28 protein-coding genes and 1 CRISPR repeat array (1 of these 29 only partly in view) are annotated in these 26,917 nt (G+C 38.3%); of the genes, 20 read left to right on the forward strand and 8 right to left on the reverse strand.

What is annotated here, in order from left to right:
• Nucleotides 1-15 precede the first annotated feature (15 nt).
• On the reverse strand, nt 16-507 hold the full coding sequence (locus CL181_RS02520; protein ID WP_097297670.1) for a nucleotidyltransferase domain-containing protein: 492 nt from the start codon (nt 505-507) through the stop codon (nt 16-18).
• Nucleotides 508-604: 97 nt separating this feature from the next.
• On the opposite strand from CL181_RS02520, the gene CL181_RS02525 reads away from it, so the two are divergent.
• Nucleotides 605-1,312 carry a hypothetical protein gene (locus tag CL181_RS02525; protein WP_097297671.1) on the forward strand — a complete coding sequence of 236 codons (708 nt, stop codon included), beginning with the start codon at nt 605-607 and terminating at the stop codon, nt 1,310-1,312.
• 21 nt (nt 1,313-1,333) lie between these two features.
• Nucleotides 1,334-1,510 (forward strand): hypothetical protein, encoded by a 177-nt coding sequence (locus CL181_RS20035; protein ID WP_176505019.1) that lies wholly within the window; start codon nt 1,334-1,336, stop codon nt 1,508-1,510.
• Nucleotides 1,511-1,564: 54 nt separating this feature from the next.
• Here CL181_RS20035 and CL181_RS02530 read toward each other — a convergent pair whose 3' ends face one another.
• Together CL181_RS02530 and CL181_RS02535 are read right to left on the reverse strand one after the other, a co-directional pair.
• Nucleotides 1,565-1,951 (reverse strand): DUF6516 family protein, encoded by a 387-nt coding sequence (locus CL181_RS02530; protein ID WP_097297672.1) that lies wholly within the window; start codon nt 1,949-1,951, stop codon nt 1,565-1,567.
• Nucleotides 1,952-2,251 carry a hypothetical protein gene (locus CL181_RS02535; RefSeq protein WP_097297673.1) on the reverse strand — a complete coding sequence of 100 codons (300 nt, stop codon included), beginning with the start codon at nt 2,249-2,251 and terminating at the stop codon, nt 1,952-1,954. It abuts the gene before it with no gap.
• 33 nt (nt 2,252-2,284) lie between these two features.
• Between CL181_RS02535 and CL181_RS19675 the strand changes: the two genes are divergently transcribed.
• Nucleotides 2,285-2,479: a hypothetical protein gene (locus CL181_RS19675; protein ID WP_141398770.1), complete on the forward strand. Its 195-nt coding sequence runs from the start codon at nt 2,285-2,287 to the stop codon at nt 2,477-2,479.
• 268 nt (nt 2,480-2,747) lie between these two features.
• Here CL181_RS19675 and CL181_RS02540 read toward each other — a convergent pair whose 3' ends face one another.
• From CL181_RS02540 to CL181_RS02560, 5 genes are all read right to left on the reverse strand, one after another.
• Nucleotides 2,748-2,942, reverse strand: coding sequence for a hypothetical protein (locus CL181_RS02540; RefSeq protein ID WP_141398771.1), 195 nt, complete (start codon nt 2,940-2,942; stop codon nt 2,748-2,750).
• Nucleotides 2,943-3,273: 331 nt separating this feature from the next.
• Nucleotides 3,274-3,894: a hypothetical protein gene (locus CL181_RS02545; RefSeq protein ID WP_097297675.1), complete on the reverse strand. Its 621-nt coding sequence runs from the start codon at nt 3,892-3,894 to the stop codon at nt 3,274-3,276.
• 5 nt (nt 3,895-3,899) lie between these two features.
• Nucleotides 3,900-4,808, reverse strand: a complete 909-nt coding sequence (gene cas7d / locus CL181_RS02550; protein ID WP_097297676.1) for a type I-D CRISPR-associated protein Cas7/Csc2 — start codon at nt 4,806-4,808, stop codon at nt 3,900-3,902.
• A complete protein-coding gene (locus tag CL181_RS02555; RefSeq protein WP_097297677.1) occupies nt 4,808-7,141 on the reverse strand; it encodes an HD domain-containing protein in 2,334 nt (777 codons plus the stop codon). Before CL181_RS02555 ends, cas7d begins: the two co-directional genes overlap by 1 nt.
• Before the next feature lie 4 nt (nt 7,142-7,145).
• Complete coding sequence (locus tag CL181_RS02560; RefSeq protein ID WP_097297678.1) at nt 7,146-8,804, reverse strand: DEAD/DEAH box helicase; 1,659 nt, start codon at nt 8,802-8,804, stop codon at nt 7,146-7,148.
• 313 nt (nt 8,805-9,117) lie between these two features.
• On the opposite strand from CL181_RS02560, the gene CL181_RS02570 reads away from it, so the two are divergent.
• The 17 genes from CL181_RS02570 to cas4 all read left to right on the forward strand — a co-directional run bounded on the left by CL181_RS02570 (nt 9,118) and on the right by cas4 (nt 24,300).
• The gene (locus CL181_RS02570; protein WP_097297680.1) at nt 9,118-9,291 is read left to right on the forward strand and encodes an antitoxin AF2212-like protein; all 174 of its coding nucleotides are present in this window, start codon (nt 9,118-9,120) and stop codon (nt 9,289-9,291) included.
• Between the two features lie 202 nt (nt 9,292-9,493).
• Nucleotides 9,494-10,861: an ATP-binding protein gene (locus CL181_RS02575; protein ID WP_097297681.1), complete on the forward strand. Its 1,368-nt coding sequence runs from the start codon at nt 9,494-9,496 to the stop codon at nt 10,859-10,861.
• A 101-nt stretch (nt 10,862-10,962) separates the two neighbouring features.
• A complete protein-coding gene (gene csa3 / locus CL181_RS02580) occupies nt 10,963-11,565 on the forward strand; it encodes a CRISPR-associated CARF protein Csa3 (protein ID WP_097297682.1) in 603 nt (200 codons plus the stop codon).
• Complete coding sequence (cas2, locus tag CL181_RS02585) at nt 11,562-11,846, forward strand: CRISPR-associated endonuclease Cas2 (protein WP_097297683.1); 285 nt, start codon at nt 11,562-11,564, stop codon at nt 11,844-11,846. The genes csa3 and cas2 overlap by 4 nt, the downstream gene beginning before the upstream one ends.
• A gap of 13 nt (nt 11,847-11,859) precedes the next feature.
• The gene (cas4a, locus tag CL181_RS02590; protein WP_097297684.1) at nt 11,860-12,753 is read left to right on the forward strand and encodes a type I-A CRISPR-associated protein Cas4/Csa1; all 894 of its coding nucleotides are present in this window, start codon (nt 11,860-11,862) and stop codon (nt 12,751-12,753) included.
• Between the two features lie 34 nt (nt 12,754-12,787).
• Nucleotides 12,788-14,722, forward strand: coding sequence for an SWIM zinc finger domain-containing protein (locus CL181_RS02595; protein WP_097297685.1), 1,935 nt, complete (start codon nt 12,788-12,790; stop codon nt 14,720-14,722).
• Between the two features lie 68 nt (nt 14,723-14,790).
• Nucleotides 14,791-17,169, forward strand: a complete 2,379-nt coding sequence (gene cas10, locus CL181_RS02600; RefSeq protein ID WP_176505020.1) for a type III-A CRISPR-associated protein Cas10/Csm1 — start codon at nt 14,791-14,793, stop codon at nt 17,167-17,169.
• Nucleotides 17,166-17,639 (forward strand): type III-A CRISPR-associated protein Csm2, encoded by a 474-nt coding sequence (gene csm2 / locus CL181_RS02605; protein ID WP_097297687.1) that lies wholly within the window; start codon nt 17,166-17,168, stop codon nt 17,637-17,639. The genes cas10 and csm2 overlap by 4 nt, the downstream gene beginning before the upstream one ends.
• A complete protein-coding gene (csm3, locus tag CL181_RS02610; RefSeq protein ID WP_097297688.1) occupies nt 17,640-18,338 on the forward strand; it encodes a type III-A CRISPR-associated RAMP protein Csm3 in 699 nt (232 codons plus the stop codon).
• The gene (gene csm4, locus CL181_RS02615) at nt 18,335-19,309 is read left to right on the forward strand and encodes a type III-A CRISPR-associated RAMP protein Csm4 (RefSeq protein WP_097297689.1); all 975 of its coding nucleotides are present in this window, start codon (nt 18,335-18,337) and stop codon (nt 19,307-19,309) included. The genes csm3 and csm4 overlap by 4 nt, the downstream gene beginning before the upstream one ends.
• 2 nt (nt 19,310-19,311) lie before the next feature.
• On the forward strand, nt 19,312-20,295 hold the full coding sequence (gene csm5, locus CL181_RS02620) for a type III-A CRISPR-associated RAMP protein Csm5 (RefSeq protein WP_255251373.1): 984 nt from the start codon (nt 19,312-19,314) through the stop codon (nt 20,293-20,295).
• Nucleotides 20,292-21,632 (forward strand): TIGR02710 family CRISPR-associated CARF protein, encoded by a 1,341-nt coding sequence (locus CL181_RS02625; protein WP_176505022.1) that lies wholly within the window; start codon nt 20,292-20,294, stop codon nt 21,630-21,632. The genes csm5 and CL181_RS02625 overlap by 4 nt, the downstream gene beginning before the upstream one ends.
• Nucleotides 21,633-21,640: 8 nt before the next feature.
• Entirely contained in the window at nt 21,641-21,934 is a 294-nt protein-coding gene (locus CL181_RS02630) for a nucleotidyltransferase family protein (RefSeq protein WP_097297709.1), read from the forward strand.
• On the forward strand, nt 21,931-22,284 hold the full coding sequence (locus CL181_RS02635) for a nucleotidyltransferase domain-containing protein (RefSeq protein ID WP_097297692.1): 354 nt from the start codon (nt 21,931-21,933) through the stop codon (nt 22,282-22,284). The genes CL181_RS02630 and CL181_RS02635 overlap by 4 nt, the downstream gene beginning before the upstream one ends.
• A complete protein-coding gene (locus CL181_RS02640) occupies nt 22,277-22,672 on the forward strand; it encodes a HEPN domain-containing protein (protein WP_097297693.1) in 396 nt (131 codons plus the stop codon). The genes CL181_RS02635 and CL181_RS02640 overlap by 8 nt, the downstream gene beginning before the upstream one ends.
• A gap of 9 nt (nt 22,673-22,681) precedes the next feature.
• Entirely contained in the window at nt 22,682-23,725 is a 1,044-nt protein-coding gene (cas1, locus tag CL181_RS02645) for a CRISPR-associated endonuclease Cas1 (protein WP_097297694.1), read from the forward strand.
• Entirely contained in the window at nt 23,719-24,300 is a 582-nt protein-coding gene (gene cas4 / locus CL181_RS02650) for a CRISPR-associated protein Cas4 (protein WP_097297695.1), read from the forward strand. The genes cas1 and cas4 overlap by 7 nt, the downstream gene beginning before the upstream one ends.
• A 112-nt stretch (nt 24,301-24,412) precedes the next feature.
• A CRISPR array of direct repeats spans nt 24,413-26,917; the repeat unit is 37 nt; unit sequence ATTTCAGAGCGCTTCCTCGCAAAATGAGGATTGAAAC (it continues 1,998 nt past the right edge of the window).

Here is a 26,917-nt window from a genome sequence, read left to right on the forward strand (position 1 = left end):
TATGCAAGTGAATCCTTAAGTCTTTTGCATTTTCACTAACTCGTTGAACCACTGCTGACTTATACTTTCATTCTGTCCCGGATTGAGCCAGACAATGACCGGCTTTCCGATAAATGCCTCCTTCTCTTTGAACACGAATCCATCTATCTGCTTCAGGTACTGGATCTTTCCACAATCTCTGACATAACATTCCACAGAAGATGTCGGGCAGGTGCCCCGCTGGCATATCCTTCCAAGATAGTTCCTGTTCTTATCAAAAACAAACACATCATGGGCATGGAATATATGAGAGGTCTTTCTTATGCTTTTTGAGACCTGCGATATGCAGTCTGTATTCTCTATGAAAACCATCAGATCAAAGTCCCCTGGAACAGCTTTATCTGAAGCTGCTGAGCCAAAAAGAGCGACTTCGATAACCCCGTTAACATCCCGAATCAATGATACAAATTTTTCGACAGCAAGCTGTATTTGCTTCCTTCTTTCGTTGAGATACGGTTCTTTATTCATATCTTTAAGCTGAGATTTTGACGTCTTCTATCATCGATATGTTTAATAGGCGACAGTTTACTTAAACCATAGAGATTGCAGTACTTTAAGGTGGCTGATGACAAAGAAAAAATTATGCCCGCTCTGTAATAGAAGATTGCCGAACAGGATCTGTCCTGTCCGGGGAGAAGAGATATGTTCTAAGTGCTGCGGTTTGAATAGAGCATCAGATGGATGTGATGAGAACTGTGATTATTACAGACCAGTGACTGTGAGAAAGGAAGTGAACGAAGCACTGCCTGTATATAAGGTGCTGAAATCAAAGAGCGAGGGAAGTTATGCCATTGTTGTGTCGCGGGAAAGAACGAATGGTAAACTCCAGTACATCACCCTGCTGATAGACGTCTGGAAGATGGGGCTTAAAGACTGCTTTGGGAGCCACAGCATCACGAAGCAGGATTTTCAAAGGAAAATCATAAAAATGTGGGGTAATCTCAGCATTTTTGCTGAAATAAGCCTGGCTGAAGCGCTGTGGACTGTTAAATACGGGCTCAGGATAGCGAAAGAAGTTAAGACACGCATCCCCAGGGAATTTGAAGAGTACGGGTATATCCTCGGCGACATGGCTGACGTAAAGGTGGAGGGTTCTCTGTACAAATGCTTCAAGTGCGGAAAGGGTGAAATCTCAGACGATGAGGTTGAGTTGATCAAGGAAATTACCAGGCATGATGTCGCTGCGGGTGTTTGCGGTACGATGGCAGAGACGATGGTATATTTTGTGTGTGATGAGTGCAGAAAAAATAAAACCGCAGATAAACACAGATGAAAGCAGATTTAATGCGCCGGTGTGTTCGCAAATCGCATCCAGCCTTTGTTCTTATTGGCGCTCAGGCGCAGCAATGATGGGGCGCGGCGCAGGTGCACGCCGCCCCGGCAGGTGCTGCCCATCCAGCAGGGGAAGGTGACCGAAGTGGGGAAGGATAGGCGGGCGGGGGGTAAGCATATTGAGCAGATATGCAGGTAAATCCTCAAGTCTTTGCATTAAGTCTGTGATCTTCTACAAAAAAAGAAGCTAACTTCAGTCGCCGCTAGTTTTAAGCTCTTTTAATTTCTTCTCAATAAATCCAAGAACTTGCCTGAAAGCATGTGTGCTATCCCTATCCAGTTCGCTGCTCAGAATGTTATTCTCTGTGCCATCATGAAAATGGTCTGGAAACGATTCGATTTCAGGATGATCGGGCGCGTTATCCCAGCGGTGAATCAATCCTCGCTGAGCCCTCTGTTCCCAGTGATACGAATAGTCACTCTCCTCGCTTAACCAGACATCGAGGAAACTGCCATCAATAAAATACATCCTTAACTTGTTAGGCTCTGCCGATCTGCCTCCAATAAATCTCGTTTTCCTTACAATATGCGAAAACTCATCCTCAGAAATCTGTTTAAGCGTCTGATAGGTCAAAAACATCTACAGCACCCTGCTGAGGCGCGTCTTCAGGTCTTCTATGTATTTTTCCTTATTTTTCCAGACGATATAATCTTCCCACGCCGGATGGCTCGGTATCTTTTTTGACTTTATCGCCTCATACAGCTCCTCTTTTGAGGCTACGTTATACCTGTCCCTCATGTCAGCTATATCCATCTCAGCAAGCCGCATCTCCTTCTCGATGAAAGAAATCAAGCCTCTGTGGATAAGCTCATCCTCAGGTAAGCCAAGTGCATGGCTAAGCTCTACCGCAACCGTTGAACCAGACTCTTCAAAAGGCATGATGTACTTTTTATGTTTATAACAAGTTAAAGTTTGTCATTATGGATCCGAAGAAATAGGGGCGGAAGCGATAAATCTGTGGCGCTTCCACAAAATCCCGGGCAGCCTTCTCTTTCACACAGGCGCCGCTGGTTGAACCGATGCGGGGGGATCGCAGCAAAGGCAGGACAGCAGGCGCGGCGCAGGTGTATGCCGAAGCCGCCCCGGAAGGTGTTGCCCATCCAGTAGGGGAAGGTGACCGAAGTGGGGAAGGAGAGGCGTGCGGGGGGTTTGGCGAGGGGGAGCATGAGAGTTAATCTGCAAGTACCTGCTTAGGTCTTTACATCGATAGCCTTTGAAAATGATTTTTTAAGATAAAATTATCGCAGTATATCAGCGGGTTCATTGTCGCTATTAAATAAAATTGTCAGTTTATTGCGGTGCCGTTCAATTTTAAAACCCAGCATTACCGCCATATCACAAAACGATTCAAAGACTATTCGGGAGGGTTTCGTCATTACACCACCGCCGCAATTTTATTGTCATATAATTTTATTATTTCATCCTGGTTCACGAGCACATGATCTCCGACTTGAATGCTCATGGCGATATCAATATCCCAAGTCCTAACTTTATATATTTTATCTTGTTCAGTACATAAAACTGGGAAAGATCTGTGCGTCCTTTCTCCTCCTATTTTGATGATCTTCATCAAACGACCGCAAGTTATTTGCGGTTTTAATACATACATAATACCTCCTGTATTGGACTGAGGCATGTGATTTCTTGCCGGAAACCTGCCCAGCCCAGCTACAGGTAAAATTGTTTTCTTTGTACTTAAGTTTTTGGACTTCCAGTTCTATAGAACAAAGCTTTTATCTATAATGAATGCTTACTAAAACATTGTTATATTATCCTTATAAAATGAGGATTGAAAGATAGATCTGGAAGTCTTCTAAAATTTCAGAAATCCTCGTAAAATGAGGATTTAAGAGTCAAACAAGACTCACCCAAACTAAGCAACTCAATATCAAAGATTATCCCTATTCAAGGGATTTCAGAATGGTATAAAAGCTAAACTTTTGGTCATTATACTCGATTTCTAACGTTTTTGCGCATCTAAATTGTCCGATTAAAAATCTTTGAGATGCATCCTTTAGCTTCACTTCAAGAATATCTGACCCTGAAAACTTTTCGTAATCATTTAGGTATACAAGGTCTAATGATGTCCACGAATTATTTACTATTTTATAATTTACTTTGCTTACCTTATCTATGATTGCTAAGGCTCCTTTTTTACCTATAAAAATGGCTTTATGTTCGGGTTTAATAAAAGAAAATGCTAAAAATCTAGAACCAGGCGCTAAATATTCCTGATAACCTTCTGTAATATATGTTAGCCCACCCGTTTTTTCTTTTTGAAAATCCGCATTTACTGTAGAAAACCAGATTCTCTTTTTATCAACCTTCAAGGGAATTGCCAATGTACAGGGAACTATTTTATATTCATATTTGTCCCTTCCAAGCAGATCAAATTCCTTAGTTATAGAGGCATGGACTTGTCTATCTGTGAAAAAATCATGCGTATAGTATGTTTTTCTAATCAGATGTGAAACATTCTGTCCAAACTCCTCTAATTCGAATTCCAACGCGAAAAGTTCCATTGAAATCACGTAGTTTTGCCATAAAGTTCATTTTTATGCGCTTCGATTAGAGTCGGTAGTTCTTTACGTAATGCTTCTAACTTATCTTCATCCACCAAATTTTCTTTTAGCAAACTATTTATCTGATTCTCATTGATGTTCCCTTTCTCATCTACTTTTATCCCCTCAAGCAATTCTTTTTGCGAAATATTTAAATTATCCGTAACAGTCAGTATTTTGGATTCCATCGTCCCAAGTAGAGAACTTCGTGAACCATAGCCTTCAGCATCAGCCCTTTTTAAAGTTTCCAAATACATGGATAGATCAAACTTTGTGGGATTGAATATAATATCTATAAAGGGAAATACTGTACCTGGTTTAATCAAAACCATTTCATATAAGCTTGCTTTTTTCTGTTCACCTGTAGGAGCCTGTTCCATTTTCAAATCCTTACGAATTATATTATGAAATTCCGGCTCATCAATAGTAGCTTCCTCATCAGTCTGAATGGAAAACGAAGTAGTTGTTTTGATTCTTGATTTTATTGCTTTTGTTTTATCTTTAATTGCAATAACTCCTCCATATGCATAGCAATTATAGCACTCCATGCATTGATGATCAGGCGTTGCACAAACATAATTTTGGTTGTACTCTCTTAAAATTGCCTCACTCGCTCTCCGCATTACAGCTCTTCTTTTCAGGCCAGTTAAGTATATCCTTGTTTTTCCATTGTAGTCTATTTTGTCCATGCTGAAATCTTCATGGCTTGTAAACCGTGCAAAATCTTTTAGTACCTTGTATCCTATAATTGCCAGATACCTATTATTTCTTAGATATACTTTTTCTATTTCTGCACCAACTGCGGTTTTTATTATTTTCCCAAAATTTTCAAATTCAGATAAACTGTTCAAAATTTTTATTTCGTTTCCTGTCATTAAATTGCCTCCTTACCTTTCTTTATTTCATAAAATTTTTTAGAATTAAAAAGATACTTTGTTTTTTGGACATAATCTTTTAATTCTTTCCTTTTTTCTTCGGTCAAATTTATTAATATCTCTCTCGTTCTTTGGTGGATTTCAATAATTTTCGTTCTTTGCTCTGCTGAAAGTTTTTCATTTTTCAGTAGCTTGTTTACGAGCTTATCAACATCTTCGGCTCTTCCCTTGAACATTCCCAAAAAAGAACCCACGTTTTTTCCTGTTTCCAGTCCACCTCCGAGTTTTGCCATTTCCCATATTTGATCTGTTATTTCATGCAATATATCGTTCTCAGCCAATTTTTTCACCACCTTTTCAGTTTGTTCATCGTATAGCAAAAACTCTCGCTTGAAAATTTGTGCAATACCGATGAATGGATTATTATAGTATTCCAGAATATAGTCTCTTTTCTGATCGTACTTAGCGTTAACATAAGCGTAAACATACTCAAAATAATCAATAGGTTTTCCATGCTTGATATTCAAATCGCCTTCTGCAAATTGTACAATTTCGTTATTTAGGCTCTTAGGTAGTGAATTAATGCTGAACGATGTTATCAGTGGATTCCTTTCTTTTAATCTAAACGCCAACAGTGAAAAAAGAAGTTGCCTATAAATTTCATTTTTGATACCAACATTAAACTCTGATAATGATAACAAAATAATCTGTAAATCGGTCCGATTTTTTACATAAATGGATTCGCTCGTGATTTTAAAGTCCTTAAGAAGTCTATCAATCAATTTTTTATCAGTTATACTATTAATAAGGTCTTTATCGATATCTAAACCATATAATACAAGATGCGTTTTTGTGTCTACTCTTGCTTGTCGGCGGTCATAAGTTACACCGCATAAAAATGCATTTAGTAATGTCTCTACATGACACATTTCACATATTAAAATTTTCTCATTTCTTATCTCTGCGTTATTTTTTCTGAATAACACTTCACGATAGTGTTTCTTTTCTTCAAGTGTAAAAGTGGAAAGAGGAATTTTGCCTGCAAAAGTACCACAATTTGCACATACATAATCCTGATTTTTTGCAATCGCATCTATTGATACTCTACCATCTATTGTGATAAAATTATTCAAATTGAGACTAAAAGTTGATTTATATGATTTTAATGAGTTGATTGCGACTGCTAAAGAAACCAATTTTTCGTAGACAATTTTTTTATTAGTTATCGCATCTGTATTTACCCCCACCTTTTTAAGTAGATTCTCTAAAATAGGTTCTCCAGCTTCTGGCGATGATTGGATTTTCTCTTTATCCTTATATAAAGTTAAAACTATCCATTCGGGAAATTTACCATTTTCATCAGCTAACAGTTTTTTCTTTGTATTATTGATATTTGATTTATATTTTTTAAGTTCACGTAGTTCCGTAAAATCAATGAGATTCTGTTTAGTAAATCCTACATCTTCGATCTTCTGGATACTTTTATCTTTAATGTCTCTTAGAATGTCACTAATATACTTATCGACAGTGAATAGATTTATTTTAGATAAAACTTCTTCAGGTAAAACATTGCACTGCCAATAAGCATCTGGCGCACCACGTAGAAGTTGACTCAGGTCTTGTTCTTGTATGAATGATACGATATTGTTATAAAACTTTTCTGAAATCTTTAAACGTAATTCTCCCCATTCTAATGTTGTTACAACTCTGCATCCGTTCAAAGTCTCATACAGCAGCTTAATATCATTTAATTCTCCGATTGATTCATAAAGTAATTTCAATAGAATTAATTTTCCAATCGCGTTCAGCTCGTTTTTTGAGAATGATTGAATAGTTATACTATAAAAATTATATTTATTAAATCCATGCATTTCATTTAAATAAGTAATCAAAGAAGAAATTGGCAGCATTTTCAATCGGTTTTTAAGGTCATCATTACTTGAAGATGATGCTATTTGATCAGCAATTGAAGTAAAAGCACTTAATTCATTATCAGAATCGTGGTGTTTTTCAATAGCATGTAATACTTCTTTATCATCTGAATAATCGCCCAACTCAAAGTTTTTTAACAAAATTTGATATTCATTCAAATTTTTTAATAAATCTAATCCGTCTTTGGACTTTGGAGTATGCCCTACTTTTCCCAATTCTATTACCAATTTACCTGCGTCATGAAAAAAGCAAGCGTAGAGGTATTTTTTCATATCAATATTTAATTTCAATTTATCGAATAAAAAATTTCCTACATGATACGTTTTGATTGCATGCTCAATAAAAGTCTCTTTGTTTATTCCATCATCTTTTACTGGCTTAAATAACAAATTTTCTTCCATGTTATCACTCAAAAAATGTTTTTAACTCAAATGATTTTTGAATCGGGATTAACTTATGTGGATCAAAAAATGTATAAGGAAACTCTCCTACTTTCCCTACTTTTGCGTTTACTTTAAATTTTATGTTTATTAATTTTAGGGTTAAATTATATAATCCAGTTTCCTTGTATCGTTTGGATTCTATTAATGTAAACGTAGGAAAGTCTTTCTTGGCAGCTTTTTTATATTCTCTCTTTATAAATCTCCCTCCATCCTTCAATTCACCCACCATAAATGAATCGTTGCTGGGATAAATGTTTTTGTAAGCATCTTTAAATCTGAGTATTTCGAAAAGGTTTATTGCTAAGTCATCATATTGCACCGCTGGAACAGGTTCTCTGAAACTCAAATCCGGTAAATATTCTTTAAATTCTTCGAAATCGTTTTTCATTATATCGTTAAGTAAAAACTCAACATACTCTTTTAGTCTGGTAGTATTGTAAAGCTTATACCACATGGCATTCATCATTTTTTTAAGATTCTCATATTCATGTGGTGTGAAATATTTTGAGAAAAGCTCTTCGAATTCTTTTCGCGAAACACTGGTCTTCGAATTCAACTCCACAAGTAAAGGACTTCTATTTGTTAGCATAATGAAAGTACTATTTTCTCTCCGACCACAGCGACCAAATGTTTGTATAGCATCTTGGAGATTTGGCGGTTCTTCAGTTACCAATGTCTTTATTCCGATATCGATACCTTGCCTAAAAACAGAGGTTGTAAAGGTTAGCGCCCCTTTTTTACACTTATCTAAATTTTCTTTTATCTTTTCCTCTCGCGATAAATCATCCTCTTCTTCATACCATGTTTTACCAATTAGAATTGCTGAGTTTTCAAAAAATTTATGTAATCTAATTGCACGATCGACAGAATTGCAGACATAAATAACATCTTTCGTTAAATTATTCTTCTCTAAAAAATCTATGACATTTTTGTAATTAAAATAATCGAGTTCTTGCCCAGAAACCTGTATTTCTCTTGTTTTGCTTACTCCATCAATTATGACATATTCAGAGGGGTTGATAACGTCTTTCAGTTCTATGGTTGCGCTTAAAAGATAGATATAAGTGTCTATTTTAATATTTTTCATTATTTTAATCAGATTATTAATATTGAAAAGTATATATGTATCGAATAAGTGAAGTTCATCGAAGATTATGCTATGTAGGGACTTAATAAATTCTTGGTATAGAAAGTTAATATGTTGAGTATTTTTCCTTCTGAGAAGAATATAAAAAATAATATCAGGAGAGGAAATTATGAAATCATTCTCTAATAAATATTTAAATAATTCAGCATACGTATAGCCGCTCTCTAAAATCTTATATGGAATTTTGAATTTATCTAAATGCGGGGTTATATTCTCAAGTTGGGAATGCATCAGGAGGCGCGTGGGGACCAGATAGAGCGTTTTTAACCTTTTCCCCTTGCTCTTTGCATCCAGATAATCGTTTATAAAACTAAAAAGAAAGGCATCAGTTTTACCAGACGATGTTGGAGATTTCAAAATAATGTCTGAGCGACGCTTTTCATAAAACTCATATTGATGTTTAAATGCATTTTCATAAGGAAAATTCGATATTTTACTACTCGAAAAATCTGGTGTTGAAGCTGAAACTAACATAATTTTTCTTTTCGCTCCCTTCCCTCCTCATCCCTGCGCCAGCCGCTATCCTTCCATATAAATTCCCCTGGTTCATGATTGTTTCAATGTAAGACTGTATATATAATACTTTTGTTTTACTATGCACCTGTGCACCATAACCCCTCACTGATACTATCAATCAGCACACAAATCGCTATTTACAGCGCCGCTTTTCGTAAATGTTTGTAATCTGTTCTAAAATACGTAAGAGATTGCAGCTTAAGCGGCTGTGTTTATGCAGTAAAACCCGGAACAATATCTTTTTAAGTTTAAGAAACAACTTAATCTCAGTATGCAAATAAAAGCAGTATACGAAGATAACGTATTGAAGCCCTTAAAAAAATTGAACTTAAAAGAAAAAACTGAAGTACAGATAACAATCAGGAAAAGCTTCAGTAAATTGCTCGATGAACTGGGTGAATTAGAACCCAAGGAAGACATCAACGGGGTCTTAAGGAATTCATAATTTATTGCATTAGCACGGATAAGGAATGCTGTATTACTTACGGATGATGGGGGACAGCACTTTCACGCAGAAGAAATTGGCGTTGGCTCGGTTTTAATCAGAGAGGTAAACATCAAACAGATAGAAGATTTTATTAGCTGAAACTGTTAGATGCAAACATAAACCGCAACATTTATATTTATTCTGCTGACTATACTTGCACATGGATAAAGAGTTCCTGATAAGCTATCTCAAAAAAAGAAACTACTGGTGGCAAACAAAAAACGTCGCACCTTTGGACAGAGGAACAGAGAGACAGGATTATATCAAAAAGATACAGCAATCCGACAAACTTGAAAGGATCATCTGCCTCTCAGGGATCAGGCGGAGCGGAAAAACAACCATACTATACCAGTACATAGACCTTCTTCTCAAAACCAAAAAACCCGAAGAGATCGTCTATGCGAAAATAGATGACCTCATCGGAAAAATAGATAGCGTCCACGATATCCTGAACACATACCATGAACTTACAGGCATAGACCCGTCCAGGGAATCAACATACTTCCTGCTTGATGAGATACATGTCATGAAAGAGTGGCAGTTGCAGTTGAAATATTACATAGATGCACATGCAAAGTGCAGGTTCATAATATCAGGGTCATCTAAAACCCTCCTGTATCTGGACGCTTCAGAAAGCCTGGCAGGGCGGATAAGGTTCCTGGACGTTTTTCCTCTGACGTTCCGGGAGTTCCTGGAATTCAATAATATTGATCTTTCCGGGATGCTTCCGCAAAAACCCGACCTTGAGGGTTTTGAAGATATTGAAAAAGCATACCACAGCATTATAGAACATAAACAGAGCATATTGTATTTTCTTAGCCAGTACTTCGATACGGGAGGGTATCCTGAATGGTTCAAGATCAGAGATATGGAGCAGTGGTACAGAACTATTGTGGAGGATTATTTCGCCCTCATCCTGTTCAAGGACATCGTAAGCGTGTTCAAAGTGAAGGACCCCATACTTCTTGAAAAGATGGTACGGGATATTGCTGCCGTTTCCACCAACAGGTTCACCTACAAAGGATTATCCGAAAGGCTCGATATTGACCGGGAGACCTTGAAACTCTACCTTTATTACCTGCAGAGTTCAATGATGGTGTTCGTAGCAGATGTTTTTGCGCCCTCTAAGAAAGCGGCTGAGAAGCGGGCAAAGAAACTATATTTCTGGGAAGAAGGTCTCAGGAGAGCGCTAACCCTGGACAGGGACGATGGTAAAGCTGCAGAAAATATAGCGGCATGGCACCTGATTAAAAAAGGTCGTGAGTCAAAACCGTTCTTTGAGCCTTACTACTGGAAGAATAAACATGAGGTTGATTTCGTATATGATGACTCGAAAAAAGTAATCCCAATCGAAATAAAGTACAGAGAGCATCCTACAAATACCGACCTGAAAGGACTCATAGAATTCATGAAGATGGAAGATCTGAACACCGGGATAGTCGTGACAAAAGATACCTTTAAGAAAGGAGAATCCGGAGGACGCCGGGTATTGTTTATTCCGATATGGCTTTTCTTATTGCTGATATGAACGTGAAGGTTCTATTTGTACACCTCAACTCCTCACAAATACATCATATATATTCATAACTCAGTAAAGAATATATACATTTATATTCAAAATACATATCAATGACAACCACCCTCACTCTCATCTCAACCATCTATTCCATCGAGCCTGTTATCGTCTGTGCCACCCGCTTCTCACCCTCACGCATCCTCTTGCTGACCGAGGAGAAGGCGCCCGAAGAGAAGGAGCGTGCGGAGAAGATGATCACTGACACCCTCGGCTCGGTCCTTAAGGTAGAGAAAAAATATACCTCTCTCTACGATGTTGTAAAAGTTGCCAGGGACGTTGCTGCAATAATCGAAGAAGAGAACGCAAAAGGGCAGCGGGTAATCGTGAACGTCTCTGGAGGCAGGAAGCCCCAGGCATTTGGCGCACTCTTTGGATCCTATGCAAGGAAAGAAATGGTAGAGCAGGTGGTCTATGTTACAGAGGAAGACCAGTTCTTGATCGAGTTCCCTCTGCTTGGATTCGGTATTTCGGATACAAAGCGCGCGGTACTTGAACGGCTTGAGGGCGGTGAGACCTCTGTAAGCAAGATTGCTGTAAAGATCGGCATCTCAAAGGGGATGGCTTACAGCCATCTCAGGGAACTCAGAGCAATGGGTTATGTGAGCGAGGGGAACGGCTTCAAAATAACCAGCGCGGGGAGGATCGCAATAATATGAATTGCCTCGTAGTGTACGATATAACTGATGACGGGCAGCGAAAAAGACTTGCTACCATGCTCCAGACCTTTGGTCTTGCCCGCATCCAGTACAGCGCTTTCAGGGGTGAGTTAAATGCTAATGACAGGGCCGTACTTGCCAGAAGAGTGAGCCAGTTCGTGAACGATGGACATGACAGCATCTTTATCATTCCCCTGTGTGACCGGTGTACAGGCACAGCTGAGATTATCAGTAACAGCGGCGCATGTCTCGTTAAGGACTCAAGCGTACAGATAGTGTGATGAGTGTGATATTATGGTATACTACTTAAACGATATCGAACATAAGCAGCTCTTAAAGAAGCTCCGCCCGCTTTCAAGGAGTGTCGGCGTAACAGAGGAACTTCGTGGCTGGAGCTGGGACAATTCCCCATTGAAACCCTATTACGATGTAAAGCTGCCAATGTATTCTATATGCAGCAAGTACTGCCCAACGTCAAGGGATGTTTATTTGAGGCATGTGCTTAAAAAGAAAGGCGAGATGACATACCCTGTATCTCTGGGTTCTGTCACACATGCCTCAATAAATGAAGCATACAGGCAGGTGCGGCGGAAAAACTTCAATCCAGCTTTTGAAGAGTGGTATAATGCGCAGAAGTTTGAGACGCATATCCAGGGAAACCTTGAACTTATAAAAAAATATGCAGGAATGGTCTGGAAGCATGTTCTCACTAACGCCGAATCGAAATTCACAGATGCCTCAAGCAGCCAGCCGTATTCTACAGAGGAAGATATGATCGCAACTTCAGCGCCCTTCCTTATCGAACATAAGATCAGCGGTGAACTGATAGGATGCAGCGGCATCCTCAGCGTGGACTGCTACGACTATTTGCACAATATCATGTTCGATGTTAAAACCGGTATAAAAAAAGAAGAAGTGAACCCCTACAAGCTCTACGCAACAGGCTATGCTCTTGTTTTTGAAAGCATATACGAGGTTCCTGTTGATATAGGATGCACGGTTTTCCTTAATTTTAAAGATGACCGCCTTCTGATTGAGCGCGACCTTTTCCATATAAGCGACGACCTGCGAAGCTGGTGGATTGAGGAAAGGGATAAAAAGTTAGAAATGGTCTACGAGGAGAAAGACCCTGGAATGGCTGAATGCGAGAGAAGGTGCATGTATGCGGCAGAGTGCATGACGGTCTGATTTGAGGCATGGCAGAAGAATATTCCGGTGAAATATGAAAGAGTTGACAGAAGATACAATTAAACAAATTTTTGGAAATACAACGTTCTTCAAGGGACAGGATTATTATAAAAACGGTCATGCCCGGGGAACTGTAAAATTAGAGGACACTCTTTTTGCTCAGGTGATGGGAAGTTCTCACGAACCATATGAAGTGAGAGCTTTGATCAAAGATTCAGAGATAAGCACAAAATGTACATGCCCTGTAGGAAATATGTGCAAACATGGAACAGCGCTTCTCCTGAAATGGGTGTTTGAACCTTCTTCATTTATTGATGCTGATAGATTCTTGGAATCTCTGGATGGGATAAGCAAAGATGAAATAATCAATATGATTGGGAGAGCAATAAAACAACATCCGTCTCTTGTCATTGAATTTACCAGAGAGGAAAGAGAAAAACCCAGAATTAATATAGATGCTATTTCCAAAAAGATAGCCTGGATAACAAGTGGAGAACTTGACTACTACCATATCGACGATGCCATAGACAAACTTGATGAGATTAAAAATATCGCTGACAGGCTGAAAGAAGAGAAATCTTTTAAAGATGCTGCTGATATATATTTTGTCTTGGTTGAAGGATGCGTCGATGCATTTGATGAAGGCGCTGACGATTCTAACGGCAGCATGGGAGATTTTGCAATAAGCTGCATAAAAGATTTTAATGAATGTGTGGAGCAGATAAACGATCCTGCTTATAAAAACACACTCCTTGGCAAGATAATGAATCTTGCCCGTATCGAGGATTACGGTCTGGAAGCAAGCGACATGCTACTTTTTTTGATCAATGATGAGAATATCAAAAGGGTAGAAGAATATTTTCTTGAAAAATTGGAAGAGACAAGGAAGATCGCATCAGATTCAAGTTACAGGTATCATAAAGAAAAGTCGCTGGGGATACTTAACGGGCTTTATGAAAAACTTGGAAAGCCAGATGAGAGGCTGCGCCTTGCCATGTATGCGCTTGTGGATAAAGAGGACTATTACAGGCTGGCAAAAATACTGTTTGAGAAAAAGAGATTCGAGGAAGCCTTTGATGCTGCCAAAAAAGGACTGCTTATGCCGGGTGAATCGCATTATTTGAATGATCTCTATTTTGATATTGCCCGCGCGCTGATCGGTTTGAGACCTGAGATAATAGATTTCAATATCTCTCTTAATGTGGCTCTTGACCTTATGTCAGGATGTTTTGATGAAGAAAAATACATAGCAGCAAAAGAGGTATTCGAAGCGATCGGAAATTCCGGGGCTTTCAGATCAGCATTTTATAAAACCATCAAGAACAGGAGCAGTGCTGTTCTTGCAATGTTGAAGGATGGCGAATTACAGGCTGCAATAGATACAGTCCGCACAGAGCCAAATATTTCTCAGGGGACTACAATTGCGGTTTCAAGAGCAGCGCTGGATAAGGGTATGAAACAGGAATCAGCCATGCTCATGCGAACGGCGCTTGAGCGTGGAAGGATCAATGACTTACTGAAGGTGGGAGAACTGCTTAAGGTTATGATAGATGTTTCTGAGGTGCCCGTTCTGCAATCTCTTTGTGATCGCATTTTGAAAAATAAAGATCGAGGAACTGCACTCTTATTGATGCCATATCTTTTGAAAAAATCACCCGAGCTTTCGGCTTTGCTTGCAAAGAACTTCATGAAGGATATTCCAGTGGAGATGGTGATTAAAGTCGCACTTTCAGTAGCGCAGAAGTCACCTGATGAGGGGGCTTTGCTTTGCAGATTGCGCATCAATCAGGATATTTTGCAGTCGCACGTTCATTATGATAAAGCGGTCAGTCTTCTATCTGCTGTGAGGGAAATCTATGCAGGAAATGAGCCTGAATGGCAGGAGTTCATCAGGAAGTTCGCTGCTGAGAATAAGAGTAAGAAGAAGCTGATAGAGATGGTGAGGAAGGAGTTCAAAGTGGTTTTGTGAAAGGATGCTTTTACTGAAGTTGAAAATATTGAGAAAAATATATAAAGAAATGTCACATGAATAACGGTATGGGTGATAATAAGGATTATGAGAAACTGATGCTGGCGGCGGTGGTGCATGATGTTGGGAAGTTCTGGCAGGGGACAGGGGAGAAGAGAACGCATCAAGAGCTTGGAGCTAAATTTCTAAGGAAACATATTCCAGAGCAGTGGCAGGATGCAGCCGGAATTATTTCAATGCATCATGAAACTGGCAAACTTGGTTCGGGAGGATACGAATTATTAAAGATTTTAATGGTCAGCGATTGGCTTTCTTCAGGAGAACGAGATGATCGGGATGAAGATGATTTGGGGAAAAGGATCAACGAACCTTTGATATCGATATTTTCAGAAATCAATCTTGGTATTGACCAACAAAATAATAAATGGCGCATACCTCTAACAACATTATCTCTTGATGAAAATAGTCTATTCCCTAAAATCGAAGATGGAAAGGTGGATTTAAAATCTGATTACAGAAATCTCTGGAATAAGTTCATTGGCGAAGTAGATACAATAAAGGGAATATCGGATTTTAATAAATATTTTAATAGTTTATATTATATTCTCCAAAAATATGCGTGGTGCATCCCCTCTGCGGTTTATAAAAATACACCGGATATTTCATTGTTTGACCATTTGAAAACAACTTGTGCAATTTCAGCATGTTTATACAAATTCCATGATTCGATTAATCAATGGGATGGTAAATCTATTAATGACAGAAATACACAAAAATTTTTATTAATAGGGGGAGATATTTCCGGAATCCAGAAATATATCTACGATATAGCATCAGTGGGAGTCGGCGGAGTTGCAAAAAGATTGCGTGCAAGGTCTTTTTATATCAGTATGATCTCTGAAGTCGTTCCACAAAGACTTCTGGATGGGTTAAATCTACCTTCAGTATGCAATATTATTTCTTCTGGCGGCAGATTTTTCATTATTGCTCCAAATACAGAAGCAACCAGAGATAAATTCATAAATATCAAGAAAAATGTATCTGAATGGCTGCTAAATGAGTTTCAGGGAAATTTATCTTTAAATCTGGAATACATTGAATTCTCAGGAAAAGGATTGGAAATAGAGAAAAGTGGCGACGATTTAGGTTTTTCAAGAGTGTTTGATAGAATAAGCGATAAACTTGACAGCGCAAAGTTGCATAAATTCAACGAAAATCTTGTTTCAGAAAACAAATGGAATGATAGTTTCTTATCGGATATTGAAATAAATAATGTCTGTAAAAGCTGCGTCAAAATACCTGTAAATGAAAATCAGGAATTGTGTAAAAAATGTGAATTCGATGCAAAAATCGGCAATTCTCTGCTTGATGCTAAATATATTGCTTTCTCAAAAATAAAACCAAAACATCAGGATTGTCTTTCATTTTTCTCTGATGTTCCATATTATGTTTCAGTCCGGAATAAATTAGATGACTCTGATTACTATTTGATTCTCAGATTGAATAATCTGGATTTAGACAGAAAAGCTGATGGATTCAAAATTATTGCAAATTATGTTTATCAATTGAAAGATCGCAACACTCAATGTGCAACTTGCCAGAAAATAGATGATTGTAGTCTCATACAAGAAGGCAGTTTTCCCAAAACAGCAAGTTTTGATTGTGTAGTTCGATTGAGTGAGGGCAAATCTTTGTTAGGTATTTTAAAAGCCGATGTTGATAATCTTGGTCTCATATTTAGTATGGGGCTTAAGAAAAATAACAAAGATGATAGCGACAGGGACACAATTTCCAGAGTCACCATGCTTAGCAGAATGCTTGATTTATTTTTTACAGGGTGGATACATCATGTGGTGGAAACGCTTTATCCTCATTGCTACATTGTCTATTCAGGGGGAGACGACCTCCTGATAGCAGGTCCCTGGAATGAAATAATAGAATTATCTAAAAAAATAAACCAGGATTTCAGGAGCTATACCTGCAATAATCAAAATATCACGTTATCTGCCGGGATATTCCTGTCAAAATCAAAGTTTCCAATCGCAAGAAGTTCAAACCTTGCTGATGAAGAATTGGAGAAATCCAAAAAAGGGGATAAAAATCAGATAACTTTGTTTAATAAAACTGTCCAATGGCAAAAATTTTCTGAATTAATAGATTATGGCAATTTTCTTGATGCAGAACTAAAGAAAAACAAAAACGGTGAGTCTCCAATCAATTCGTCGTTTGTAAACAGGCTCTTGAAATATTGCAGGATGGCTGAGGAAGGGGATATAATGTATCTTTCAAGAATAAAATACGATATTGGGCGAAATATTATAAATAAAAATATGGGAACAAATGAAAATGAAATAATTCGGAGGCTTTTGAAAATGAGGGATGAAATGTCAGATATGATAATTCCAGTATCTTATGCATTATACAAAAACAGGGAGGAGAAGAAATGAGAGATTATGACAGGACAAATTTCAGAAATGATAGAGGACGAAATTTTAATCAGAGACCGCCTTCGCAACCTTTGAATATGAGTTTTCTTTCCACCGGATATTATCAAGATGGAGAAAAGAAAAAAATCAAAGATGTACTAATTACAGTTGAAGCAGAAACATTAGGGAAAAAATTTGCAGATTTGAAATTAACCAGTTCACAATTAAGAAAATTTTTCAATGAAGTTCGTTCCATTGAAGCACAAATAGATGGAAAATTTGATGAACAAAAAGCTTTGATTTTAATGCTAAAATCCAAGGTTGCTTATTCTGTTGGAAAAAAAACAAGTAGAACCCCTGCTGAATTTAAAGATTTTATTGATGCATGTATTGACAAAATCATTGATGAAAAGGATTTCAAGGGGTTTGTAAAATTTTTTGAAGCGGTTGTTGGTTATTTTTATTATTATTATAAACCAGGAGGAACATAGATGAAATTGATTACCCATAAAATAATCAGGGGAGAAATCGAGTGTATGACCGGTCTTCACATAGGCGGTTCGTCTGAAACTATTGAAATAGGTGGAATGGACAATCCAATCATAAAACATCCTATTACAGGTTTTCCTTATATTCCAGGTTCATCTATTAAGGGGCGGATGCGCTCGCTATTGGAATTGAAATATGAAATGTATGAAAATGGGGGTGAAGTGCATCGCTTTAAGGGACATAATTGTAAAGTAACAACCTGTCCTGTTTGCAGAATCTTTGGGACATCTGCCAATACATCTGATATTGGACCTGGAAGGCTGTTAGTTCGAGATGCACATCTTGACCCTGAATCTGTTGAGAAATTAAAGAAATTGAAAATAGATAAAGGACTGCCTTATTCTGAAGAAAAATTTGAAAACACTATAAAACGAATTAATGCAAGTGCAACTCCAAGGTCAATTGAGCGTGTCCCTGCCGGAATTATATTTAATTTCGAACTTGTATATCGTGTATTCGATATGGATGATGCAGGCAAGACTGATCTTGATTTGCTTCAATATGTCAAAGAAGGGTTGAAATTAATAGAAAATGACGCTCTTGGCGGTTCTGGAAGTAGAGGCTCAGGAAAAGTGAAGTTCAACAATATTAAAATGTATGATAGCTCAGGTCTTACATCAGAAGTGGATTTTAATATATGAAAACATATGAAATAATTCTTCATCCTGAATCATCATTCTTGACACCCTTTCAAGCAGATACTATATTCGGTTCAATTTGCTGGGCGATAAGGTACATGGATGGGGAAAAAGAACTTGAAGATTTTCTCTCAAAATATCAAACTTCACCACCGTTGATAATCTCAAATGGTTTTCCCACAGGATTTTTTCCTAAGCCATTACGTGAACCTGTTGCCAGAGAACAGCTTATTGAAATCGTAAAACAATCAGGAAAAATCAAAAATGATTCGAAAAAAGAAATAATTGATATCCTGAAAAAATTAAAAAAATTCAAGAAAGAAAAGCTGATCAATAAAGATGTGTTTGAAGAAATAATAAATGGTTTATCTGAAAATGATTATTTGAAACGAAAGATAGACGAAAAACATGAAGTTTATTATCCAGAAAAAAACATTACACTTTATAAAAATGCTATCAATCGTGTAACTTCTCATACTAATGAAGAAGGAGGTCTTTTTACACAGGATGAAACTTTTTATTCAAATGAAACAAACATTTCATTTTTCATAAAAATTAATGGGATCGATAAAGAATTTATCGAAAAGATATTCAAATTCATTTCATTGAATGGATTTGGAAAGAAGAAAACTACTGGAAAAGGTCATTTCAAATTAATTGATATTAAAGAATATAAGTTTAATTCTCCTGAAAATCCGAATACTTTTGTTTCTCTTTCTTCATTTGTTCCATCCGAAAATGATCCTGTCGAAGGATGGTATGATATGCAGGTGAAATATGGAAAACTTGGAGGACATTATGCTTCCGGGAATTCAAGAACACCTTTTAAGAAACCGGTTCGTATGTTTCAGGCAGGTTCTGTTTTCAAAACAAATAATGTTAAGGAATATTATGGCAAATTGGTTTCTAATGTCCATTCTGACGAGAAGATCAAACAATATGGCTATGCTTTTGCGGTGGGAATGAAAATATGAAAATGATATTGGAGACTCTGACCCCGGTGTTTATAGGAAATGGCGAAACCATTGAACCATATGAATATTTTATTAAAGACAGGTTTTATCGAATAAATCTTCCAAAATTTATTTTATCTCTTGATAAAGCGAATAAAGAGGAGTTTTTAAAAATCTCAACCTCTGATATGATAAAAACACGTAATTTCATTAAAGAGATGGCAGATACTTCAAAAGTTCAGGAATATTCAATGGAAATTGATTCTGATGTGCTGGAAGTATATGAGGATAAAAAGAACGATCCGAATAATCAGTTATCTATACAGACGTTCATAAAGACATCAAGCAGACCGTTTATTCCAGGGAGTTCCGTAAAGGGTGCAATAAGGACTGCATTACTTTATTCAATGACTCCTAAACCGCTGACAGGAAGCGAAAATATCGAAAAGGATGTTTTCGGATATAGAAATCCACAGGATGACCCTTTCAGAGTTTTGAAAATTTCTGATTCTTTACCTTTAGCTTTTGACGATATGAAGATTTATAATGTAAAAACATTTTCAAAAAAGGATATATTTTCTGCATCAGGGTATAATATGATGTTTGAAGGAACAAAATCATATTATTTTGACAGGGCAGCAGTTGCATCTCATGATATTTGGATAGATGAAGATCTGAAGAAGAAAAGTGAATTCATTGATATTAACATAAAAAAAATAATTTCATCATGTAACGAATTTTATGGAATGGTCATAAATAAAGAATTAGAATTTTATGGAAGCTCAAAAACAAGTTATGCTTATGAAAAATATGAACAACTGGCAAAAGATATGGGATCCTTAAAAAATGCAAATTCATTTATTTTAAGGCTTGGATGGGGTTCAGGATATAATTCTGTGACCATAAATTTAGCAAAAGAACGACCTGATAATAAAATATCTCGCCGTCTCATTAAAGGAGAATTCCCACCGGGATGGGTGAAAGTGAAAGTTATGGAGGAAAAATGAAAATCCTCGTTCTTACCGTCGGCGGCTCCTGTGCACCAATAATTACATCAATCAATCAGAATTTTCCGGATGATGTATATTTTATCTGTTCTGATGATTTAGATATAGTCAAAGGCAGCTATAATACAGTGGTTGGTGATGGAAAAGTATGTGGAAAAGACCCAAAAAATCCGGATGAAGTAAATATTCTTAAACAAGTCGGATTAAATAAGGATAACGAATGGGAGAAGGAGCACATACATAAAATAAAGAATTTTGACGATCTTAATGAGTGCTATATTGAAAGTCTGAGCTTACTCAAAACTATTAAAGATAAGAATCCCGGTGCAGAAATCATTATTGATTATACAGGCGGAACAAAATCCATGAGCGTTGGACTTGGGGCAGCTGCTATGGATATAAGTGGAATAACTGTCTGTCTTGTTAAAGGAACACGAACTGATTTGATAAAAGTTCAAAATGGAACTCAAAGGATACGGCTCACTCAAATGAACATGGTTTTTCTGAAAAGACAGGTAGAAATTGCTGAAAATCTAATGGACAGATATGATTATGACGGCGCCATAAGTATTCTTGAAGATACTGCAAAGATTCCAAATATACCTGATGAAATCGATGCACAGATTGGTAAATATCTTAATATCTCAAAAGCATATCTTGCATGGGATCGTTTCGATCATTTTGAAGCATGGAGATTACTGCATAATTATCGCAGGTGGTATGTAAAAAATGTGATGTTTTTGGAGGCTGTACTATGGAGCCATAAAAAGTTTGATGAAGATTTTGATAAAACTGCAATAGAAGGCTTGAGTCTATCGCAAAAGGGATGTGGTTATGAGATTGTTGAAGATATTGTTTTAAATGCCCAAAGGAGAGCAAAACAGGGTAAATATGATGATGCCACTGGAAGGCTTTACAGGGCGTTAGAGCTGTTGATACAATTGAGATTACGGTTAGAGTATTCAATCCTTACTGCCAATATTGATGTGGAAAAACTTCCTGATGTTTATAAAAATGAATATGAAGCAAAAAGAGATAAAAAAGATAACAAAATCAAAATCGGTCTAAAAGAAAGCTATGAATTACTTGTAAAAAAGAACCGTGAAGATCCTCTGGCTAAAATATATACTGAAAAAGAAAAATATCTGTGGAACTCATTGAATGTCAGAAATAATTCACTGTATGCACACGGCCTAACTCCGATTTTGAAAGAGCAATATGAAGAATTCCATAAGATATTTGTTGATGACATTCTGGAAAAATTTCTATTGGATTTTGGAAGTAAACATATTCAAAGATGTCAATTTAAGATCAATAATTTGAACAATCCACATTGACCAAACTTATGCCCCACGCAACACCCCCCCTCTCTCTATACCGCCCTGCCATCCTCCGCATCGCCAGGAAGCACGGCGCTCGCAATGTCCGCATCTTCGGCTCAGTCGCCCGCAAAGAAGCGGATAAGGACAGCGATATCGACTTTCTGGTAGATATGGAGCCCGGACGCAGCCTCTTTGACCTGGGCGGGCTTTTAATGGACCTGCAGGAATTATTGCACTGTAAAGTTGATGTTGTAACAGAGAAAGGACTCCGCGAACGAATCCGCAACAGCATCCTGAAGGAGGCAATACCGCTATGATAGATGCTAGTGCCCTCCCTAAAAATCCCATTAACAAAGAACCAATCTTACAACAATTCATTTCCTCAGTAAAGAAAAAATACAGCGATCAAACTAAAGAGATCATCCTTTTCGGCAGCTATGCAAGAAGAGAAGCCACAGAAGAAAGCGATATAGATGTGCTTGTTATTACGAGCGGGAACAGGTTTGAAATGCAGAAAAACCTTTCAGAAATAACAGTCGGGATTTTGCTTCGGACTGGAGTGTATATCTCGGCAAAAGCCGTATCAGTTGAAGAGTATTCTTTCATGAAAAAAATAAACACCGGATTTTACCAGAACATTGCAAGAGAGGGTGTGGCGATTGGATGAAGCCGGGCTTCTCATAAAAGAAGCGGAATCAAAACTCATTTCTGCAACATTCTTATTTGAAAAAAGAATGTATAGCGATGCCATTAGCAGGGCATACTACAGCATGCACTACTCAGCGCGGGCACTGCTGAGTACCAGGAATATTTTCCCAAAAACCCACAAAGGGGTCATTGCACAGCTTGGTCTGGAATTTGTAAAAGAAGGTATTATTGAGGAATACTATCTGAAAGCAATTAGCACTGCAAGAGAGATACGTGAAAGGGCTGACTATGGGATAGGGTATGAATTCACACACGAAGAAGCCGAGAGTGTAATTGAGTATTCGGAACGGTTTCTTGGGATGGTAAAGGAAGCCATAAAAGAACTTTCAAGTATGAAAGGAGGTTAACCTGAAATCATGGATCGCCTCGTAATCGACGGCTGGGGAAAGTTCATCGGCACGGACCATGAACAGATAATCGTAAAAGAAAAAAAGGATGGTGTAAATACCGTCATCCATAGATGCATCCCCCAGAACCTGCGCCAGGTAGTGATCTCAGGCAGGGGCAGCATAAGCACCGATGCCATCGAGCTTCTGGCTGAACACGGCGTGGATGTGGTTCTGATAGACTGGCGCGGCCAGGTCACAGCCTATATTTCCCCTCCTCAGATGAGGACTGTGAACACCCGGCGCGAGCAGTACCGTGCTTTCGATACTCCTGCTGGCGCAGTGCTTGCAAAGGAGTTCATTAATGCAAAGCTGCACAACATGTCCGCTACTCTTGGTACACTTTCAAAATCCAGAAAAGATACATTCCCGGATTCAGCAGAAGCGCTAAAAATAGCCAGGGATGCGGCCAATGTCTGGATAGATAAACTTGAAAAGCTAAATATCAAAGGCAAATCATGCAGTGATATGAGAGAGACCATCATGGGTTATGAGGGCAATGCATCTGCTTCCTACTGGAAGTCTATCCTGGCGATAATCCCGGATGAATTCGGTTTTAAAGACAGGAGCGGAAGATACGCTGCTGATCCTGTCAATGCCATGCTGAACTATGGCTATGGAGTGCTTGAAGGCGAATGCTGGCGCGCAGTCCATTACTCAGGTCTTGATCCCTATGGCGGTTTCCTGCATGTGGACCGGCCGGGCAAAGCCAGCCTTGTCTATGATATCATGGAAGAGTTCAGGCAGCAGATAGTAGATAAGTCGGTTATAAAGATTTTTTCACTTGGACAGGTAAAGCCTGATGATTTCACCATCGAAAATGGGATATGCAAAATGGCTGATGGCGCACGCAAGCTGCTATTGAATGAACTTTTGACCAAGCTTGAGAGCCAGGTGAGATATGAGGATAAGAACCTTAAATGGACTGATCTTATCCTTAACCAGGCCCGGGATATTGCTCAATTCCTGAGAGGAGATTCTAAAACATATAAGGGGTTCTGGCTGCGATGGTAGAGGAGATGCTTGCAGTAAGCGATATTACCCAGTATTTTTATTGTCCCCGCAAGGTGTATTTTATGAAAACGCTTGGCATTAAGATCAAAGCTAAACCAAAGATGGATATGGGCAAAGAAGAACATGAAAAGGAGCATCGCCGCGTCAAAGAGAGAAACACAGTATATGGCTTTCCAGAAGAGGAAATAGCTCAGGTTATCCATGACCTTGCTGTGGAGGATATTAAAACAGGTCTTTACGGTATGGTGGATACGACGATCATAATGAAAAGTGGAGAGGTAGTTCCAGTAGATGTTAAATATACAAATGCAGAGAGCGTTAGAACAAATTGGAAAAAACAATTAATAGCTTATGCCATCCTCCTGGACTCCAGATTTGAGACAATAGTAAGAAGAGGATTTGTTTATTTACCCGCAAAACACCGGCAAATACAGGTTAATATTCCCGATGAAGCCAAGGCCGTATTAAAACAGGATATAATCAGGATAAAAGCTCTGATCGATAGCGAAAAGATGCCACATGTTTCGAAGGGAAATCAGTGTAGTTACTGCGAGATGAAGAAATTCTGTACCTGAGATTGTGCAGACCTTGATAAATACCCTTACGACTTTTAGACCTTCACAAATGACCCTGGAATTCGAGGCAATAGGAAGCTTTAAACCTCAATAAAGCCTTCTTTTATTGGCTATTTCAGAGCGCTTCCTCGCAAAATGAGGATTGAAACAAAAGATGTACCACTTTCTTTTTATGATCTTCAACGATTTCAGAGCGCTTCCTCGCAAAATGAGGATTGAAACGTTTTGCTTGTACTTGTCGGGGATGATGCTGTATCATTTCAGAGCGCTTCCTCGCAAAATGAGGATTGAAACATACCCACGATCTACAAATTCTTTTCCGTAGCATTTAATTTCAGAGCGCTTCCTCGCAAAATGAGGATTGAAACGATATATAATTATCTCCATGCGTAAGGAATTGTGAAATTTCAGAGCGCTTCCTCGCAAAATGAGGATTGAAACACTTCTTTTGAATACATTATTATTGTGAATGCGATTTCAGAGCGCTTCCTCGCAAAATGAGGATTGAAACCTTTACTGAGCAACCACGATGCGGGCATTCTCCATTATTTCAGAGCGCTTCCTCGCAAAATGAGGATTGAAACGATATTATGTGTGTAAACACTTCTTTAGATCTTTTATTTCAGAGCGCTTCCTCGCAAAATGAGGATTGAAACATTTCTTCTTGGCTACCTTCTTCTACCAGCCAATAACATTTCAGAGCGCTTCCTCGCAAAATGAGGATTGAAACTTTCCCGCCTCATAGCTTGATTTCACTAGCTGTTTCATTTCAGAGCGCTTCCTCGCAAAATGAGGATTGAAACCTAGCTGTTTCAAGATGTATGGGATAGCCAAAACTAAATTTCAGAGCGCTTCCTCGCAAAATGAGGATTGAAACTACATCATCGGATATGCACAATATCGCGCAAGATCCAATTTCAGAGCGCTTCCTCGCAAAATGAGGATTGAAACCAAATTGGCTTCCTGTGCCAACATCTTGAACTACCATTTCAGAGCGCTTCCTCGCAAAATGAGGATTGAAACGATCGAGTTTCTCTTTGCGTTTCAGCATGATTTTCTTATTTCAGAGCGCTTCCTCGCAAAATGAGGATTGAAACGAGTACGCAGGTTGAATCGACGTTCATTTGCGGCCAATTTCAGAGCGCTTCCTCGCAAAATGAGGATTGAAACCTCAGAATTGGAATCCATGCGCCATTTGTGAATTTTGATTTCAGAGCGCTTCCTCGCAAAATGAGGATTGAAACTGAACGCCTCGACTCTTGCCGCAAGATCTCTCCGGATTTCAGAGCGCTTCCTCGCAAAATGAGGATTGAAACTAACAATACACCCAATCAGCAGGATGAACATTTAAGATTTCAGAGCGCTTCCTCGCAAAATGAGGATTGAAACAGCACCGTTGAGTTACCTGGAATTGCCCTCTCGATTTAATTTCAGAGCGCTTCCTCGCAAAATGAGGATTGAAACACGGTGAGCTTAGATACAACGGTAACACGCCCAACATTTCAGAGCGCTTCCTCGCAAAATGAGGATTGAAACTTGATTGTACTTTCTTTAAGTCTTTTGATGTTATTATTTCAGAGCGCTTCCTCGCAAAATGAGGATTGAAACGGTCTTTTTGGGAAGATTTGTCTTTGATATGACAGATTTCAGAGCGCTTCCTCGCAAAATGAGGATTGAAACTTGGGTAACTGCCTGAAGACCTGACCCAGGAAATACGATTTCAGAGCGCTTCCTCGCAAAATGAGGATTGAAACTATTGTCACCTTTAGTTTTTCCTTCCTGTTTTTGTTCTATTTCAGAGCGCTTCCTCGCAAAATGAGGATTGAAACGAAAGATTTGTGGCTGAGGACATTGTTTTTGACATAATTTCAGAGCGCTTCCTCGCAAAATGAGGATTGAAACATATTGCTCATAATTTATTCTCCTTGTTTGTGCTTATTTCAGAGCGCTTCCTCGCAAAATGAGGATTGAAACGATAGCTTTGAAATGTCCTTATCATATGTGTACTCAGTATTTCAGAGCGCTTCCTCGCAAAATGAGGATTGAAACTACATTCTCGTTGAGCTGGGTTCAATACGCTGCAATTTCAGAGCGCTTCCTCGCAAAATGAGGATTGAAACAGATTTCAAGGACCAGAAACTGAGAATTTTGATGGAATTTCAGAGCGCTTCCTCGCAAAATGAGGATTGAAACGGGGCAAGTATATTGTGTTTTTGTGAATGCAGCCGGAGATTTCAGAGCGCTTCCTCGCAAAATGAGGATTGAAACTGGAGGAACCGGAGGCGCTCATGATGATAGCGCACAATTTCAGAGCGCTTCCTCGCAAAATGAGGATTGAAACATTGTATGACAATTATGACACAATAAAATTAAAGATGATTTCAGAGCGCTTCCTCGCAAAATGAGGATTGAAACAAAATTATAATTGTTTGTAAAGACAAATATGTAAGAATTTCAGAGCGCTTCCTCGCAAAATGAGGATTGAAACTCCGAATCCGGGGTTTTGAGTGCCCGGGCCAGAAAATTTCAGAGCGCTTCCTCGCAAAATGAGGATTGAAACTGCTCTTTTTCTTACAATGGTCTCTTCTTGATTGCAATTTCAGAGCGCTTCCTCGCA

Source organism: Candidatus Methanoperedens sp. BLZ2 (assembly GCF_002487355.1).
In the GTDB taxonomy this organism is placed as follows: domain Archaea; phylum Halobacteriota; class Methanosarcinia; order Methanosarcinales; family Methanoperedenaceae; genus Methanoperedens.

What these genes read in the sequence shown, in the direction of transcription:
- CL181_RS02520 (WP_097297670.1), bottom strand. Translation starts at nt 507, where the DNA reads ATGAATAAAGAACCGTATCTCAACGAAAGAAGGAAGCAAATACAGCTT.
- CL181_RS02525 (WP_097297671.1), top strand. Translation starts at nt 605, where the DNA reads ATGACAAAGAAAAAATTATGCCCGCTCTGTAATAGAAGATTGCCGAAC.
- CL181_RS02530 (WP_097297672.1), bottom strand. Translation starts at nt 1,951, where the DNA reads ATGTTTTTGACCTATCAGACGCTTAAACAGATTTCTGAGGATGAGTTT.
- CL181_RS02535 (WP_097297673.1), bottom strand. Translation starts at nt 2,251, where the DNA reads ATGCCTTTTGAAGAGTCTGGTTCAACGGTTGCGGTAGAGCTTAGCCAT.
- CL181_RS02540 (WP_141398771.1), bottom strand. Translation starts at nt 2,942, where the DNA reads ATGAAGATCATCAAAATAGGAGGAGAAAGGACGCACAGATCTTTCCCA.
- CL181_RS02545 (WP_097297675.1), bottom strand. Translation starts at nt 3,894, where the DNA reads ATGGAACTTTTCGCGTTGGAATTCGAATTAGAGGAGTTTGGACAGAAT.
- cas7d (WP_097297676.1), bottom strand. Translation starts at nt 4,808, where the DNA reads ATGACAGGAAACGAAATAAAAATTTTGAACAGTTTATCTGAATTTGAA.
- CL181_RS02555 (WP_097297677.1), bottom strand. Translation starts at nt 7,141, where the DNA reads ATGGAAGAAAATTTGTTATTTAAGCCAGTAAAAGATGATGGAATAAAC.
- CL181_RS02560 (WP_097297678.1), bottom strand. Translation starts at nt 8,804, where the DNA reads ATGTTAGTTTCAGCTTCAACACCAGATTTTTCGAGTAGTAAAATATCG.
- CL181_RS02570 (WP_097297680.1), top strand. Translation starts at nt 9,118, where the DNA reads ATGCAAATAAAAGCAGTATACGAAGATAACGTATTGAAGCCCTTAAAA.
- CL181_RS02575 (WP_097297681.1), top strand. Translation starts at nt 9,494, where the DNA reads ATGGATAAAGAGTTCCTGATAAGCTATCTCAAAAAAAGAAACTACTGG.
- csa3 (WP_097297682.1), top strand. Translation starts at nt 10,963, where the DNA reads ATGACAACCACCCTCACTCTCATCTCAACCATCTATTCCATCGAGCCT.
- cas2 (WP_097297683.1), top strand. Translation starts at nt 11,562, where the DNA reads ATGAATTGCCTCGTAGTGTACGATATAACTGATGACGGGCAGCGAAAA.
- cas4a (WP_097297684.1), top strand. Translation starts at nt 11,860, where the DNA reads ATGGTATACTACTTAAACGATATCGAACATAAGCAGCTCTTAAAGAAG.
- CL181_RS02595 (WP_097297685.1), top strand. Translation starts at nt 12,788, where the DNA reads ATGAAAGAGTTGACAGAAGATACAATTAAACAAATTTTTGGAAATACA.
- cas10 (WP_176505020.1), top strand. Translation starts at nt 14,791, where the DNA reads ATGGGTGATAATAAGGATTATGAGAAACTGATGCTGGCGGCGGTGGTG.
- csm2 (WP_097297687.1), top strand. Translation starts at nt 17,166, where the DNA reads ATGAGAGATTATGACAGGACAAATTTCAGAAATGATAGAGGACGAAAT.
- csm3 (WP_097297688.1), top strand. Translation starts at nt 17,640, where the DNA reads ATGAAATTGATTACCCATAAAATAATCAGGGGAGAAATCGAGTGTATG.
- csm4 (WP_097297689.1), top strand. Translation starts at nt 18,335, where the DNA reads ATGAAAACATATGAAATAATTCTTCATCCTGAATCATCATTCTTGACA.
- csm5 (WP_255251373.1), top strand. Translation starts at nt 19,312, where the DNA reads ATGATATTGGAGACTCTGACCCCGGTGTTTATAGGAAATGGCGAAACC.
- CL181_RS02625 (WP_176505022.1), top strand. Translation starts at nt 20,292, where the DNA reads ATGAAAATCCTCGTTCTTACCGTCGGCGGCTCCTGTGCACCAATAATT.
- CL181_RS02630 (WP_097297709.1), top strand. Translation starts at nt 21,641, where the DNA reads ATGCCCCACGCAACACCCCCCCTCTCTCTATACCGCCCTGCCATCCTC.
- CL181_RS02635 (WP_097297692.1), top strand. Translation starts at nt 21,931, where the DNA reads ATGATAGATGCTAGTGCCCTCCCTAAAAATCCCATTAACAAAGAACCA.
- cas1 (WP_097297694.1), top strand. Translation starts at nt 22,682, where the DNA reads ATGGATCGCCTCGTAATCGACGGCTGGGGAAAGTTCATCGGCACGGAC.
- cas4 (WP_097297695.1), top strand. Translation starts at nt 23,719, where the DNA reads ATGGTAGAGGAGATGCTTGCAGTAAGCGATATTACCCAGTATTTTTAT.